This window comes from Commensalibacter sp. Nvir (genome assembly GCF_963921845.1).
Taxonomy (GTDB): Bacteria; Pseudomonadota; Alphaproteobacteria; order Acetobacterales; family Acetobacteraceae; genus Commensalibacter.
Genome location: NZ_CAWUGZ010000137.1, coordinates 1 through 15,182 on the forward strand (window position 1 = coordinate 1; position 15,182 = coordinate 15,182).

General features: G+C 35.1%; 13 protein-coding genes. 12 read left to right on the top strand and 1 reads right to left on the bottom strand.

The genetic code is table 11. From position 1 onward, the window contains the following. Positions 1 to 132 precede the first annotated feature (132 nt). The 11 genes from AABE15_RS08670 (at position 133) to AABE15_RS08715 (ending at position 12,315) form a co-directional block, all read left to right on the top strand. Positions 133 to 894: an SDR family oxidoreductase gene (locus tag AABE15_RS08670; RefSeq protein ID WP_338330899.1), complete on the top strand. Its 762-nt coding sequence runs from the start codon at positions 133 to 135 to the stop codon at positions 892 to 894. Next, positions 894 to 1,295 (top strand): acyl carrier protein, encoded by a 402-nt coding sequence (locus tag AABE15_RS08675; RefSeq protein WP_338330900.1) that lies wholly within the window; start codon positions 894 to 896, stop codon positions 1,293 to 1,295. The genes AABE15_RS08670 and AABE15_RS08675 overlap by 1 nt, the downstream gene beginning before the upstream one ends. Continuing rightward, positions 1,292 to 2,362 (top strand): hypothetical protein, encoded by a 1,071-nt coding sequence (locus AABE15_RS08680; protein WP_338330901.1) that lies wholly within the window; start codon positions 1,292 to 1,294, stop codon positions 2,360 to 2,362. Before AABE15_RS08675 ends, AABE15_RS08680 begins: the two co-directional genes overlap by 4 nt. Continuing rightward, positions 2,362 to 3,645 carry a beta-ketoacyl-[acyl-carrier-protein] synthase family protein gene (locus AABE15_RS08685; protein ID WP_338330902.1) on the top strand — a complete coding sequence of 428 codons (1,284 nt, stop codon included), beginning with the start codon at positions 2,362 to 2,364 and terminating at the stop codon, positions 3,643 to 3,645. Before AABE15_RS08680 ends, AABE15_RS08685 begins: the two co-directional genes overlap by 1 nt. 14 nt (positions 3,646 to 3,659) lie before the next feature. Next, positions 3,660 to 5,072, top strand: a complete 1,413-nt coding sequence (locus tag AABE15_RS08690; protein WP_338330903.1) for an AMP-binding protein — start codon at positions 3,660 to 3,662, stop codon at positions 5,070 to 5,072. A 94-nt stretch (positions 5,073 to 5,166) separates the two neighbouring features. Continuing rightward, positions 5,167 to 5,955 carry a hypothetical protein gene (locus tag AABE15_RS08695; RefSeq protein WP_338330904.1) on the top strand — a complete coding sequence of 263 codons (789 nt, stop codon included), beginning with the start codon at positions 5,167 to 5,169 and terminating at the stop codon, positions 5,953 to 5,955. A 39-nt stretch (positions 5,956 to 5,994) separates the two neighbouring features. Further along, positions 5,995 to 6,555 (top strand): 4'-phosphopantetheinyl transferase AcpT, encoded by a 561-nt coding sequence (acpT, locus tag AABE15_RS08700; RefSeq protein WP_338330905.1) that lies wholly within the window; start codon positions 5,995 to 5,997, stop codon positions 6,553 to 6,555. Between the two features lie 1,442 nt (positions 6,556 to 7,997). Beyond that, on the top strand, positions 7,998 to 8,186 hold the full coding sequence (locus AABE15_RS09285; RefSeq protein ID WP_408870272.1) for a hypothetical protein: 189 nt from the start codon (positions 7,998 to 8,000) through the stop codon (positions 8,184 to 8,186). A 232-nt stretch (positions 8,187 to 8,418) separates the two neighbouring features. Beyond that, on the top strand, positions 8,419 to 9,402 hold the full coding sequence (locus AABE15_RS08705; protein ID WP_338330906.1) for an RluA family pseudouridine synthase: 984 nt from the start codon (positions 8,419 to 8,421) through the stop codon (positions 9,400 to 9,402). Then, positions 9,399 to 11,552, top strand: coding sequence for an AsmA family protein (locus AABE15_RS08710; RefSeq protein ID WP_338330907.1), 2,154 nt, complete (start codon positions 9,399 to 9,401; stop codon positions 11,550 to 11,552). Before AABE15_RS08705 ends, AABE15_RS08710 begins: the two co-directional genes overlap by 4 nt. Before the next feature lie 46 nt (positions 11,553 to 11,598). Next, a complete protein-coding gene (locus AABE15_RS08715; protein ID WP_338330908.1) occupies positions 11,599 to 12,315 on the top strand; it encodes an ATP12 family protein in 717 nt (238 codons plus the stop codon). 156 nt (positions 12,316 to 12,471) lie between these two features. Here AABE15_RS08715 and ispF read toward each other — a convergent pair whose 3' ends face one another. Continuing rightward, a complete protein-coding gene (gene ispF, locus AABE15_RS08720) occupies positions 12,472 to 13,641 on the bottom strand; it encodes a 2-C-methyl-D-erythritol 2,4-cyclodiphosphate synthase (RefSeq protein WP_338330909.1) in 1,170 nt (389 codons plus the stop codon). Between the two features lie 201 nt (positions 13,642 to 13,842). On the opposite strand from ispF, the gene dusB reads away from it, so the two are divergent. After that, on the top strand, positions 13,843 to 14,790 hold the full coding sequence (gene dusB, locus AABE15_RS08725; RefSeq protein ID WP_338330934.1) for a tRNA dihydrouridine synthase DusB: 948 nt from the start codon (positions 13,843 to 13,845) through the stop codon (positions 14,788 to 14,790). Positions 14,791 to 15,182: the final 392 nt, after the last annotated feature.

Here is a 15,182-nt window from a genome sequence, read left to right on the forward strand (position 1 = left end):
GATTAAGGGTATTAAATTAATTTACAATTATTTTTAAAATATTTTTTTAATTTTGATTTCATAATTTACGATGCTTTTCATAACTCGGTAGGGCATCAAAAGGTTTGATTTTATTTAAGAAGAATACAAGTCATGAATGGACAAGATGAAACAAAGAATACTCGCTCCAAAGCATGGATTTTTGGTGGTACCTCGGACATAGGTCGGGACATTATTACCGCACTTAGCGCACAAGGGTTTAATGTAAACTTTACTTGGAACAGTAATGAAGAGCAAGCATCAAGAATAGTGCAAAAATACCCTAATTCAAAGTCATATAGGCTGGATTTAGGGAATAAAATGGATGTGAATGAATTTTGTATTCGGTATGAGAAATTGCTTTATGGAAATTTATTTGTTTATTGTGCTGGAGTAAATAATGCAACGTTGTGCGATGAAATGGAACCAGAAAAACTCGAAGTTGTTACGCACATCAACTTTATTTCAGCGGCTAAGATATTTAATGTTATAGCTAGGCAGTCAAAATCAGACAAATCAAGTCCCACAAAGTTAATTTATATTAGCTCTGTAGCTGCACGAAAAGTTAAGCCTGGAAACACATTATATGGTGCAACCAAAGTGGCAATGGAGCGATATATGTCTGGGATGACGGCTGAACTTTCCCGATTCAATATTCGAACACTTTGCATAAGTCCTGGCTACATAAAAACCAAAATGTTGGACGCGTATTGTAAGGATAGAGGTATTGAAGTAAGGGATATTTTAAAGAACATTCCTTTAAGAAAAATTTTAACCGTAGACGATATAACAAATGTAGTTATTGCATTTCAGAAAGGCAATATTACTACAACCGGAACAGTAATTGCACTGGGTAATGGAGAGGAATTTGTATAATGACGACACTTGAAAAAACGATATCCGTATTTAAAGAGGTGATGTACCTCGATGAAAATGAAGAAGTAGATGTAAATAAGTCGCTTTTCCTCGATTACGATATGAATTCGATAGATTTTATCGATTTTGCTTTTGAAATTAAAAAAGCATTTTCTTTGTCTGTAGGAACGGATGATCTCTGGCCTGTTGGAAAATTGGCTACGATGTCAGAATACTATGATGGCACTAGCCAAACTTGGACGGAGGAAGGGATAAAGCAACTGAAACTTGTGTTAGCTTGCTCTGGACAGCCAGTCGAACTGGATCCAAAAACAAATGTGCGTTCGCTGTATAAATATTTTTCATTAGAATTTGTCTCGCGAAAGATTAAGGAACTCCAAAATACGGAGGCTGTTGGATGAGTGGGGTTTTTCTAAAGAGTATAGGAGTTTACCATCAGCATGCCAAAAATTTTCAAGAATTATCTGAGCTCGTCGCATTAGGAATTGCTCTTGATCCGGAGGAAAATGATTTATATCAGGTTATAGCGCCGGAAATACTTAATAAAAAAATGATTAAAAGGGAAGATCGTGCGGTACTGAACTTTAATTCAAAAATAGTATTGAATGCACTTTCAGATTTGGGCGAAAGACAAGCTTTAGACGCTTTGTCCAAAGCAACCCTCTACTCTGTATGCGATCCTTCAGAAAGTGATTATTCTGATATACGTGAGGTTCTTACTAAATATCCTGGCAAGTTCATGGAAAATCTTTCAGAATTAAAGTTACTCAACAACCCGCTTGACTTGTTACGTCTCCTACCAACCAATCCTCTATATCACGTATCAAAAGTACTTGAGAATCATAGTGAAGGTACACCACTCCGTGCAGCATCCTCGGGTGGACTTACAGCATTAAAACTGGCGCACGCTGATATTTCCTATGGTACAGCCCAAAATGGGGCTTTGATCATTAATAGCGCGAATATGCTTGCTTTTAACAAAATCGTAATGTTTAAAAAGTTTGGTGAGCTTAGACAAAAGAAAGCACAGCAATCTGGTATAATTCCTACTTGGGGAGGGGTGGTTGCTTATCTTGATCACGATTGTGAGCACTCCTTGGCCGAAGTGCTTACCGTAACTCAAATTTATCAACCCGCGCCAAGATATGAAAAACATGAATGGCTTAGGTTGTTTGGTCAAATAAGCGATGCCTATGGGATTCCAGATGTGGTTATAAGTTACGAGAATGGTATTTTATCTCAAGGTAAGGCTGAACGAGAAGCAATAGCTGTTGCTTTTCCCGATGTACCAGTGTTCAACTATAAAGCGCTTACGGGCTATGGTGGCGCAATTAATAATTTTACCGATATTGCATGTGCAGTAAGCGATGCCCGGATTCCTGCGGGCGCTCGGGTATTGTTCAATGGGGCTGGTGTAATGCATGGTCTTGGGGGAGCACTCTTGAAAATAAACAGGGAATTTAAGTAATGAAAACTGCTGATTACACTGATCGCATTTGTATTACTGCATATGGTGCCGTTACACCTTTAGGCAATACCATCAAAGATATTTTTGAAAATCTTCGGGATTCTAAAAGTGGAATAACTGAGATAAAAAAATTTGATCATTCTTCTTTAAAAACCAGTCATGCAGGTGTTCCAGTCGAAGGAAATGATCTGATCCATTGGCCAAGAAAGAATCGCTTTCGTAGTGGTGATATCACGTATGCTCAAATTGCCGCTCGCCGTTTGCAAGAGCAGCTAAATATCAACGAAATATATCGACCTGAGGAGATAGGGTGCATTGTTGGAGTTGAAGAGCCCGCACCTGATGTTGATCATATATTAGAGTTGAACAAAAATAAACCTATAAAGGCCGATCGGTGCTCTCAGATTGACGAAGCTATTTCCTATTTTCGCGTTGTTGATTGTCTTGATACAGATACTATTTCCATAATCAATAGTGTTCATGACATTATTTCATTTAGTGGCACAACGTATGGACATCTTGGCCTTTGTTGCGCATCAACTCAAAGTGTTGGGTTGGCAATGCGTTCGATTGCCCGGGGTGAAATAAAAGCAGCAATATGTGGAGGCATCGGAGCAAAAGTAACCCCAGTAACTCTGGCTCGCATGGAGGGTATAGGGGTAATATCAACAGACGAACAATTTATGTTTAAAAATCGTTCTCGGCCTTTTGATAGAAGGCGTAGTGGGTTCATGCTTTCAGAGGGTGCAGTGCTATTCACTTTGGAAAAAGAATCTAACATTAGAGCTAGAAAGGCAAAACCGCTTGCTCTTTTGAAGGGGTACGGGGGGGCATTATGTGCTCAGAATATTTTAACTCCGCATACCGACGATCTGGAAATGATATTATCAATGCAGCGCGCGATTGATGATGCGGGATTAGAGCCAGCAGATATTGGTATGATTAATGCTCATGCAACATCCACTGTGCAAAATGATTTTCATGAAGCACGAGCTATTTCACGAGTGTTTAATAAACCTTCCCCTCCAGTGACAGCAACAAAATCCAATCATGGTCATATGATGGCCGCTGCAGGGGCGATGGAAATTCTTACCATACTGGCAAGTTTCCAGAATAATTTTATTCCTGCCATTATTAATCTAGATGAACCAGATCCTCTATTTCCTCAAGGGGTCTCGTTCGTCAGGTCGACAACATATAAACCAATACGATATGTTTTAAAAAATTCTTTTGGTATGGGAGGTGGTGCTGCATCGTTGATTCTGGAAAATCCTGATTTTTAGGAGGGATTTAACAAATGATACGCTTTGATTCATTGTTGCAAAATTCTTGGAGAGTTAAGGATGCGCGAAAAGAAATGGCTGCGAAAGACGTATGCGTTTTGGTAAAAAGATTAAGCGATGAATTAACTCTTCTTTCCTATCAACAAAAAATTAATTCAACTAGGCTTTTTGTGTTTTTGATTAGCAATAATATGGAGGGGGTTCTCAGTTATTTTATTGCTTCCAGACTAAAATTGCGTGCAATTTTACTTGGTGTTAATGCTTTAACATCATTATTTGAGACCATGAATACAGAGCATTTCGCTGCATTTATAAATTTTGATCGTTTTCGAAGGCTGGAAGGACATGAAAAGGTTAAACTAATTTCTCTCACTGGAAAGGCTACTATTACAAGTGATCCTGTGCCAGTGTTGGAAACTGGGCTTTATAAAGAGGCACTTTTTTTCTTTATGACATCAGGTACAACTAGTCATCCAAAATTGGTTCAGTATAGAGAGTCTGTATTGGTCGAGAATGCTATAGCTGTTACAAAATACTTGGCTCTTAGCCCAGAAGACAAAACGCTTTGTTTCTTTCCCGTACAGTACATGTATGGTCTTTCATCTATGCTTTGTACTTTTGTTAGTAATGGTCTAATTATATTTGAAAATTTCCAGCTAAGTTTTGCGGTCGATAGTATTGAGCAATACAATATTACAACGTTACCACTGATAGGTGATTTAATGATTCCCCTTAGTAGAGCATTGAAGGGAAGAAGCTTTCGATTAAAACGTATCCTTAATGCTTCGGATCGCCTTCTAGTCTCCCAAGCATTAAGTATAATACCGCATTGTGAAACGCTCTGGAATAATTTTGGACAAACAGAATCGGGTCCTCGTATATTTTGCTTATGTCTTGATTCAGTAAATGATGTTGAAAAATACAGTCGATATGGGGTGGTTGCACCTGGCTTTTGTATGACACCAGATATTAAGATTGAACTGAAAGCTCCGGATAGCGAAAGTTGTTATAGTGAAATGTACTATAGAACACCTTATGCCGCTGATGGATATGTAGATAAAGATTTTACTCTAAAAAAAATGGATGTATGGCAACAATCTGGTGACTTATTTGAAACAGATGGTAATGGTTGTTATTACTGGCTGGCAAGAACTGCTAATGAATTCAAATATAAGGGTCGTTTTGTACCTATTCAAATGATATCCGATCAAATCATGAATCAGACAGGAATTCGACATTTCTTTAGCCGTTGCGAGGCGGGAGGGATTAATGTCAACGTGTTAGAATTTACGGATGAGTCTTCGCTGGAAAATATACGTTTTCTTTTGTCAGAAAACTGGAATATTTATTCATGTAAAGTCAAAATTGTTTCTGAATTTCCACTAACACCGAGTGGTAAAATAAAACTGGTATCAAATCCGGCATAACCGTTCACTTTAATATCTGATTTAGTAATGATGCTATGATTTCATTATAGACTAATATTATTTATAAAAAATGAGATAAAAAATTATAAAAGTGATGACTAATTATAAGAAAAAATTAACATATTTTACCATATGCTCTTCCTTAGCTATTGATCAAAACAGTAAGGGAGCTGTAGCAACAATATCACCTGAAAATTGGTTATTTAGTCATAATCACTTGACTGAAATGGTCATGCTTGAGGGTATGAATCAGTTCGCATCCAGATTGGTGGAAGAACTTTATCCTCCTGATAATTTGTCATTTTATTTGCCAGGAATGATTGAGCATTTTCAGACTACCCTGAATAAAACGTCGGCTAAGATGATTATTTTTGGCAACTGTGAGTTAATAAATAATAATTTCAGAGTTACAAGTAGTGTAACAACTGAAAGTGGTGAAATAATAGCAACATCAATTAATATCGTCACCAAATCACTTTACTCTGGGATACAAAAAGTTCTTCGTGGAGCAGATAATCCAAATGTTCCAGTTTGGGAGATAGACTGTGGCTCACAAAATGCATCAATTGTTCATCCTGTTCAAGTCCGGTTTTATAAAGACCATCCGGTGTTTGATGAACATTTTTTAAATCTTCCGGTTGTTCCTGGTGCTATTCAGACCGAAATCGTACTAAAGCGACTATTATCATTTTTCCCCAATACTCATACGGTTGTGTTTGAAAAGGTAAAATTTATACATGCTATGCGCCCTGATATGTCGTATTTGCTGTGCCTACTGAGTTTGCCAAAAACATCAACAATGTCATTTTCATTTTCTTTTATGAGGGATGAAACCCGTGTAACTACGGGAAAAATACGGCTGGATCAGGCAGGATCAACTTGATTGGGATAATTAAAAACATAGGAGTCCCTCATATATAAGTTGCTGAGAGGAAATATCGCTGAATTAGAAAAACAGGCCGAAGACCTTATACCAGTCATTTTTCAACATGCACCAAACGATCATCGACGAAATGAGTGGCTGGCTGGAAGGGTTTTGCTTAGTCAGGCCCTTTATCCTCTTTCTTTACCAGAGATTACGTATAACCGATATGGAAAACCGGAGTTTAATGGTGGATTATCTTGTTGGTTTAACATTAGTCACAGTGGCAATCATATAGCTCTTTTGCTCAGTGATGAAGGGGCGGTGGGATGTGATATTGAAATTCTCCGACCAAGAAATAACTGGCAAAGACTAGTTGAAAAAATATTCAGTAAAGATGAAAAAAAAAGAATATATATGGAACCTGACGATAGAAAGTTGGCTATATTCTGGCGTATATGGACGCTTAAAGAAGCGATGTTGAAACAAAAAGGGGAATCTTTGTCTCGAATAATTAATAACGATACTAGCCATCCTGAAAAAGTTTTTCTCGAGCATTGTTATCTAGATGGATTAAGCTTAGCGATTTGTACACCAACGTACTGTTCTTTGCTATTGTGATGGTAAGTTAATACTATTTATCCCACAAAATTATACTATAAAAACAGAACTTTAGATTGGTTTGGCGCTAGATTGTGATTAATACCATTTAAACTAAACGCTGTTGTAATATCCTGTGATGTTGGGGGTAATTGTGAGTTGGGCTTGCTGGTTAGTCTTTCATCGCTATTTATTCAGTCTTCATGCTCTGCAAGAATCGTTTAAGGTTATAAAAATAAAAAATATTTTATAAATTTATTTACTATAGGAGTGGCTGCCAGAAGCGCAATATTGATGAATGGTAAAGTCATTAATGATAATAATTTTTAAAAAATTTATTCATTTTTCAAATATGTGTGTTTAGTTAGGTAATCTAAATTTTTAGGAAATTGTTGAACTAAATCATTATTATTTTGGTGTCTATTTTCTGTGGTATTATAAGAATTTAAGATCATCAATTAGCCTGGCCTACTTACAACATTTCTCTGAAACAATGTGGTTTTTTGACTATATAGCTTAATGAATTAGTTATTGCTGCATGGAAAAAATGTTCTGTGAACACCAAGGGTGCCACTTTAACTACTTTGATACACAACTAGTATTATAGTGTTGATAGTGAAGTGCTTCTTAGTTTATTGTTAAAACATCGTAAAAACTTGTGGACTTGATTTTTACACTCATGCAATTGTTGTATTGTGCTATATAGCTTACTACTTAGCTAGTGGATAGGCAAAAAATATCACTATAAATACACTGATTTAAGGTAAAATCTTGCATCGGGTCATCAATAGTGGTGGTTTAAAAATCTTTGGCGTAAACGTGATACAATTTCGATAGATTAAAAAAGTGTGGCACAAAGTTAATCTGAAAGCAGACAAGTGCAGCATGTAAGATTGATCGTTTGTTGTTCAGCGGTAGGACGAATGCATAAGCAACATTAAAGCTGATTAAAGTAGGTTTATGGTAAAATCATGTAGTGACTGTTTAATTATGTAGGACCATGAGGTAAAAATGGTAAAGCTATGAAAAGGATTAATATGTTGGACTGAATGGCAGTATTAAGTATGCTGAAATCCCCTTATTGTATTGAAAAAACTCCATAGGAGTAGCTTATTAGCTTACGCTTATTTATTTAATAAATATCGAAAAATAAGAAAATTTTTTAAATATAGAATTTTATTTTTAAATTAAACACATTTCATATTGTTTTATTGATAAGAACGCACGTATGTTCTCAAATATGTTAAAAAAATATTGTAATTCAAAAATTAGTTTACCGATAGTTTATGTTGAAAGATCTTTTATAGAAACGAGTGCTTTTTATGCTAAAAATCGAGACGAACACTATAATTTGATTTGTGCCTACGTAAATGATTGTGAGGATCTAATCCGGACGCAGCGCTTTATTGGTATATGAGAAGAGTGGAAAAAGAGAAGATTTAAATTATACCGATAGATAAATAATCCGTTTTGCCTCTGAAGATGTAGGTTTGGCTTTATTAAGTTTACTCACACTGGCAATTGCAGCCTGGCAAACTTATGAGCGTTTGAAGTTTCCCGAAGGAATTGCATTGTCAGAGCAGGTAGTATACTTAGCTACCTATTTTAAATTAATTTCTGTCTGTAAAGCTTGTGACATTGTAAAACAATGAAAAGCCTCATGCCATCAAAGCATATTTTAAATGCATAACTGCGATAATGAAAAATTTAAGATATAATAAAGGGTATCAATATAATCATGATATAAAAGAAGGTGTTTCAGGTCAAAATTACTCTTCATAGGCTTTGGGAAAGCAAAAGATTTACTCTTTTTTTTAAAAATATGGAGGAAGCTATTTTTCAAGAGGTAAATTATTGGAATCAGTTAAGGAATAAAAAGTCGTCATGAAAATTTTAACACTTCGCGTAGAAAATGGCGATGGTGAAGTACGTCTAGATCGCTGGATTAAACGACAAAATGCTCAATTTACACAAGGAATCATTCAAAAACTTTGTCGTACAGGTCAAATAAGAGTAAATGGTAAAAGAGTTCAAGCTTCAGTGCATTTGTTTCCTGAAAATATCGTTCGTTTTCCAGAAATAATGAATGACCCATCCTCGTCATTAGCGCATAAAACTAGACCTATTCCCAATATTTTACAAAATGAAATTGCTCAGTGGATACTTTATGAAGATGAGGACGTATTTGTTTTAAACAAACCTTCAGGTATAGCGGTTCAGGGAGGGAGCAATATATTACACCATGTAGACGGCGCCTTAGAGGTGCTGCAAGGTAGAAGTAAATTTAGACCAACCCTAGTCCATCGTCTTGATAAAGATACTTCTGGTATATTGCTTATTGCGAAGCATCCTGCTGCTGCTTCTAAGCTAGCGGCTAGCTTTAGAGGGAGGAATGTAAAAAAAACCTATTGGGCTGTCACTATAAGACGTCCTTCTCCTTTGTCTGGTCGTATTGTATTGCCTTTGGTCAAAAAAGAATCTCAATATGGATCCTTTATGCAACCAACCAGCCAAAAAGACAAAGATGGACTTTATGCGGAGACGGAATACCAAGTTAAAGAGTTTGCCGCACGAAAATTCGCATGGGTAGAACTTTATCCTTTGACAGGGCGGATGCATCAGTTGCGCGTACATTGTGCAGAAATGAATACTCCTATTTTGGGAGACAAGAAATATTGTAAAGATGTGACTGTGATTGATGGATTTCCAGATAAATTACATCTTCATGCACGAATGATTGAAATTCCTCATCCTTCAGGGGGACGGTTGATTGCCGAAGCCCCTTTACCTCGACATATGAAAGACACGTTCCGTTGTCTTGGGTTTACCTGTCCAGAACTTAAAAAAGCCTACAGAGTAAACAGATGAAAAAAAAACGCATTATTTTTTACTTGTTTCTGGGAATTTTAGGAGCATTTGGAATAAGTTTGGTTTTGACTAATCATTTTATTGATCAAAAACTAGTGCTTTCACGATTATACGATTCGGTTGAAAAGCAAACAGGAAAAAAGTTAATTTTGAATCAAGTTGAATTTCATCTTTTTCCTTGGCCGCAAATTACAGCTCAGAAAATTTTTTTGTTTAATTCTGCAAACATAAAAGAGATTCCTTTTATGACGGCGGCACGATTGAAAACCACAATTAATTTGGTGTCGTTACTAAAAAAAGATGTTCATTTTGACTCACTTTATCTTGATAACGTCCAAGTGCACCTCGAGGTTGATGAAAAAGGGAATAAAAATTGGCTTTTTTCAACTTTAAAAAAAGATAATTTTATACCGATAAAAATCGAGGAAAAAAAAGATAAAATGAAATGGCAGATGCGTCTAGATGCGATTCAGCTGACGAACGTAAATTGTACATTTGATGATAGGGTTCGACATAAATGGGCTCAAGTGCATTTTAATAATGTAAATATAAATCTTTCTGATATTGGCAAAACGCATTTCGACTTAGAAGGAGATAAGCATCAAGCTTCATTTAAAATTACAGGTAGATTAAATTGGCAGGATGAAGAAACTGTATCGAAATGGACACCAAACCATGTGCCTGTTAAGTTACAAATTAATTTAAATGAATATATTCATAAACAAAATGTTGCAAGTTTGCACCTTAATGGGTATGTTAAAGATTTTTTTAATTTTAAAAAATACGATTTGTTTTTACGGGGCACCGTATTGGATTTAAATGATATTAATTTTTTATTCCCCCGTGCAAAATTGCCCCCAATCCAAAATGTTACCTTTACTTCAATGGTAAACGATACCTACTTTGATAAAGATGGAAAAGCTCATCCTCAATTTCAAAACCTTCAATTTAATTCTGGGCAACTGACAAATCAACTTAATTATAAAGTCGAAAATATAACTTTGTCGTCAAATTCTCTAAAAGGCCCATTGACTGCTAATGTTAAGGGAAGCATTGATAATCGACTATTTAAAGTAAAAATTCAATTTGATTCATTTGAAAAATTTCAGCAATTGTTATGGCCTGGTACATCTGTGTATACCCCTGTAGCTGGGAGTGTTGAGTATGGTAATATTTTGACTGATGTAAAAGGGATTTTATATAAAGATAAAATAAAATTGGTTATAGATTCCCATTTGAATAAATTTACATATTTTTCGAATTCGTTAGGGATATTAAAAGGGGATTGTACTGAATTTAAAGGTAAATTTTTATTAAATCTTTCATCCTATAAAAAACTTTTTTTGTATACAAAGGCTAATTTTTTACAAAATGTAAATTTAAGCGGAACCATAAAAAGTTCAATGATCGCCATTGATACTTTTAATTTTGATCGGTTTATTGCCCCTATAAAGCTTGAAAATGGAATTTTATCCTTAAAACAATTTGCTTTAACCAATGCCCACGATAAAATTTACGCTTCTATTGTTTTCCCTTTATTTCCATCGAATGGACAAATTTTAATTCAAATTCATCAATCTCTTATTCCAATGAAATGGATTGAAAACTATCTCAATCTACCCTCGCTTTATTCTGGACATGTAGAGCTTTCCGGTAAAATTATTGCTAAAAAAGGCAGTCCCAAACAAATTGCTCCTAGAATAGATGGGCAGTTGGCGTTTGTGGGTTCAAAAGGAAAGTTAAATGTAGCAGGAATTAAACATTTTATAGGAAAGACATCGGAAAATTTGCCTTTTGGTGAAGGAGTTGATGCAAAGTGTTTAGCCATTTTGACCACAGTTCAAGGAAATCTGATTAAATTTGAAAATTTTATTTTGGATACTGATCAATTTACCTTGAGCGGTACGGGCAAAGTAAACATGGATTATCACACTCTTAATTTTCATTTTATACCTAGGGTATATTTGGGACTATTTAACGTTTCTACTCCTATTAATTTAACGGGAACCTTTTCAAACCCTATGGCTAAATTTGAGAAAAATAAAGAGAAGATGTTTTCTTTAATGATAAATAGTATGCAAAAGGCAAAGCTTAATAGACCAGACTATTGCTCAGATGCGTTAACTAAGGAAAGAGCTTTAGGTCAATAAGCATTAGGCTTAATTACTTGATATTGAAGATTATAAAGGCATTACAGTGGTTATAACGTTGAAAAAATTTTGGGAAACCGTGCATGTTGAAAAAGTGCATAGTTGTTTTAGAATATTGTTGGATAAAAAACCAATTGTCTTGCCAGGAAAAACAATATTGGAGGTTGATACTCTTAAAATGGCCAATTGTATTGCGCAAGAATGGAGAAATGTAGCTAAAACCAAAGGAGATGTTGTTAGTTATCAAAAATTGCCGATGACAAGAATTGTTGGTACAATGATTGAAAAAATATCTCCAAAGCGAGACATTTACATTAACGCCTTGATTCCTTATTTTAACAGTGATTGTCTTTGTTATTTTTCGGACAACTCTGCTCAATTATTAGCAAGACAAAAAGAAGCATGGTTACCAGCCATAAAGTTGTTTGAAAATAAATTTGGATTTAGTGTTAAAACAACCTTAGGTGTTATGCCTATTATTCAAGATTTCGAAGGTATAAAACAAATAAAAAACTATCTTATGAATTTAAGTGATGCTAAGTTAACTGCAATGACTCTTTTGGTACCGTCACTTGGTAGTTTTATTCTCTCAATACTTATTGTTGAACGAGTATACTCTCCGAGTGAAGCCTACACCATAGCTTTTTTTGATGAATTGTATCAATCTAAAGTTTGGGGTCAAGATCGTGAACAAGAGAAAAAGCACACGGAAATAAAAACAGATATAGAAGACGCTTATAGTTTTTTGTCTATACTTTGTTAGTTTCCTATTTTTTGAAATGATGTGTAAAGTAAGATCAATTCACTTAAATAGATTTCATCCATTTTAATTTGAGATAAAAGTAAAATTATGTATGGTTAGTTTTTATTCTAAAATTATAAGCTAATGGATAGTGTAATAAACGGAGATGTTGTAAAATTAATTTGTGTTGTCAGGTATAAGAATTGATGCGATAGCATGGCAAGCTATGCCTTCCTCTCTACCAGTAAACCCAAGTTTTTCTGTTGTTGTAGCTTTAATCGATACCCGGCCAATGTTTATTTTTAATAAATCTGCGATTTTTGTTCTCATTCCATCCACATAGGGTCGCAATTTTGGACGTTCGCATATAAGCGTTATGTCTAAATTAATAATATTGCCCTCTCTTAGTTTAAGTCTCTCGCGGGCATGTATTAAAAACTGTTTACTGTCTGCATTTTTCCACTGTGCATCCGCAGGAGGAAAATGTGTACCTATATCGCCCTCAGCTAAAGCACCATAAATGGCATCACAGAGTGCATGCAGCCCTACATCTGCATCAGAATGCCCCATTAATCCTCGTTCATAGGGTATTTTTATTCCGCATAAATAAAGAGGTCTGTTGTCAACAAAAGCATGAACGTCAAAACCCGAACCCATTCTTGGATATAATGATTTTTTCATAAAACATTCCAATCTTTTTAAATCATTTGGATAGGTTAGTTTAATATTACTTTCGTCACCTTCTATAATCTTTACCGGTAAACCAGCTTGTTCAAACAAAGAAGCATCATCCGTGGCATTCAAACCTGTGACTTGGCGATGAATGTGTAATAAAGGTTTAAAGTGAAAACCTTGTGGGGTTTGAGCTCTAAATAAATTTTCCCTAATAATGGTACAATCAATAAAACCATCTCGATTTCGTTTTAATGTTTCTGCAACTGGGACTGCCGGAATAACAGCTGAAACGTTTTGTAATGTTTTAATTATATTTTGAATAAGGTACGGGGGTACGTTTGGTCTGGCCCCATCATGTATAAGTACAATATCGGGTTGCTGTAAACGGGGTAGTTTAGAAAGGGCTTCTACTCCTGCATAGACGCTATGTTGTCGTTCAATTCCGCCGCAAACTGTAGGTAAAATTTTACTACTGCTTAACTTGGACATTAATTTATTAAGGATAGTGGTATCGCCTACAGGTTGTATGCAATCTACATGCGGCAAAAAAGCTTGAGCGGCATGATAAATTACCGGGTGCCCAAGTAAGTTAATAAACTGCTTGGGAAGCTCTGAATTTTCACTAAATCGTTTGCCTGAACCGGCAGCAAGAAGTATAACGGCTATACGCATAACAATTGGAAATGCGATTTATTTACTCTTACGTCAAGTGTTTTTTCCAAAAACGACTTAAAAGTGTTATTTTTGTTACTTAGTGTATGTAAATTGTTTAATAATTTTTAAATTTGGATCGTTGTGAAAGAAAATAACTCTAAACCTTTAAGAATAAAGCCAATTATTCTTGAAAATAATAAAATTATAGAAGTGCCTATTATGTTGGCCCCTATGGCAGGAGTAACAGATTACCCTTTTCGTCAGTTGGTAACTGACTTTGGCGTAGGATTGGTTGTCTCGGAGATGATAGCCTCTTGGGCAATGATACGTAAAAATAAAACTACGTTACAGATGGCTGAGCCGATTACTGCTGGACTTAATTCTATTCAATTAGCAGGCTCAGATCCACAGGCTATGGCAGAAGCTGCCAAAATTGCAGAGGGAAGAGGAGCAGATATTATCGATATCAACTTTGGATGCCCAGTAAAAAAAGTTGCGGTTGGTCAACAAGCTGGCTCTGCATTGATGCAAAATGAAGCCAAGGCAGCTTTAATTCTCGAAGCTGTTGTCAAAGCCGTTAATATCCCTGTTACTTTGAAAATGCGTATGGGGTGGGATTATGATCATTTGAATGCTCCTCATCTTGCGCAAATTGCCCAGCAAAGTGGGATTAAAATGATTACGGTTCATGGCAGAACTCGGAATCAACTTTATAAGGGTGTTGCAAATTGGGCATTTGTTAGAAGAGTTAAAGAAGCTGTTTCGTTACCTGTGATTGTGAACGGGGATATTGTAGACGTTAAAACGGCTACGATTGCTTTAGAACATTCTCAGGCAGATGGGTTTATGGTTGGGAGAGGTATTTATGGAAAACCTTGGCTGTTGGGGCAGCTAATAAAGTATTTTCAAAAAGGTACATCGGTTCAAGAGCCAAGTTTATTAGAGAAAAAAAATACGCTTTTACTTCATTTAGAGGCTATATTAAATTATTATGGTAATGAATTCGGCCTTCGTTTAGCTCGTAAACATATTGCTTGGTATTCATCTGGTTTGTCGGGTTCTGCATCATTTAGAGCGGCAATTAATTATATGAATAATTCTATTGAAGTTAAAAACGCTATCCATCAGTTTTTTGATTCCAAAATAGAATTGGATACTCCTATCTAACTTTTTTTAATAATATTATAGTAAGAAAACACTTTTTTACGTAATCTTAATCGCATTAATCTCTTAGATTTTGCGTCTATACTTAATATGTGATTCATCGACCAATTAATAGGATTTAGGTTAACAATTAAGTGAAACAAAATCAGAAAAAAATTGTTTTTGTTAATTTTAAATAAAGATAACGATGATGGTATTGAAAAAATATTAAATTAAAAATCATTTATTTTTTTTGCCAGCATGATGCTCTTTGTAAAAAATTAAGCTTTGTTTTGAATGCAAAAATTACTAATAACTACAAGGATACCATTAATAGTGTCAGTAAAAATAATAAAATGAATGCTAATATTTATCTTTCTTTGAAAGTTTAAAGTCTTAAAAATCATAGGGAATTA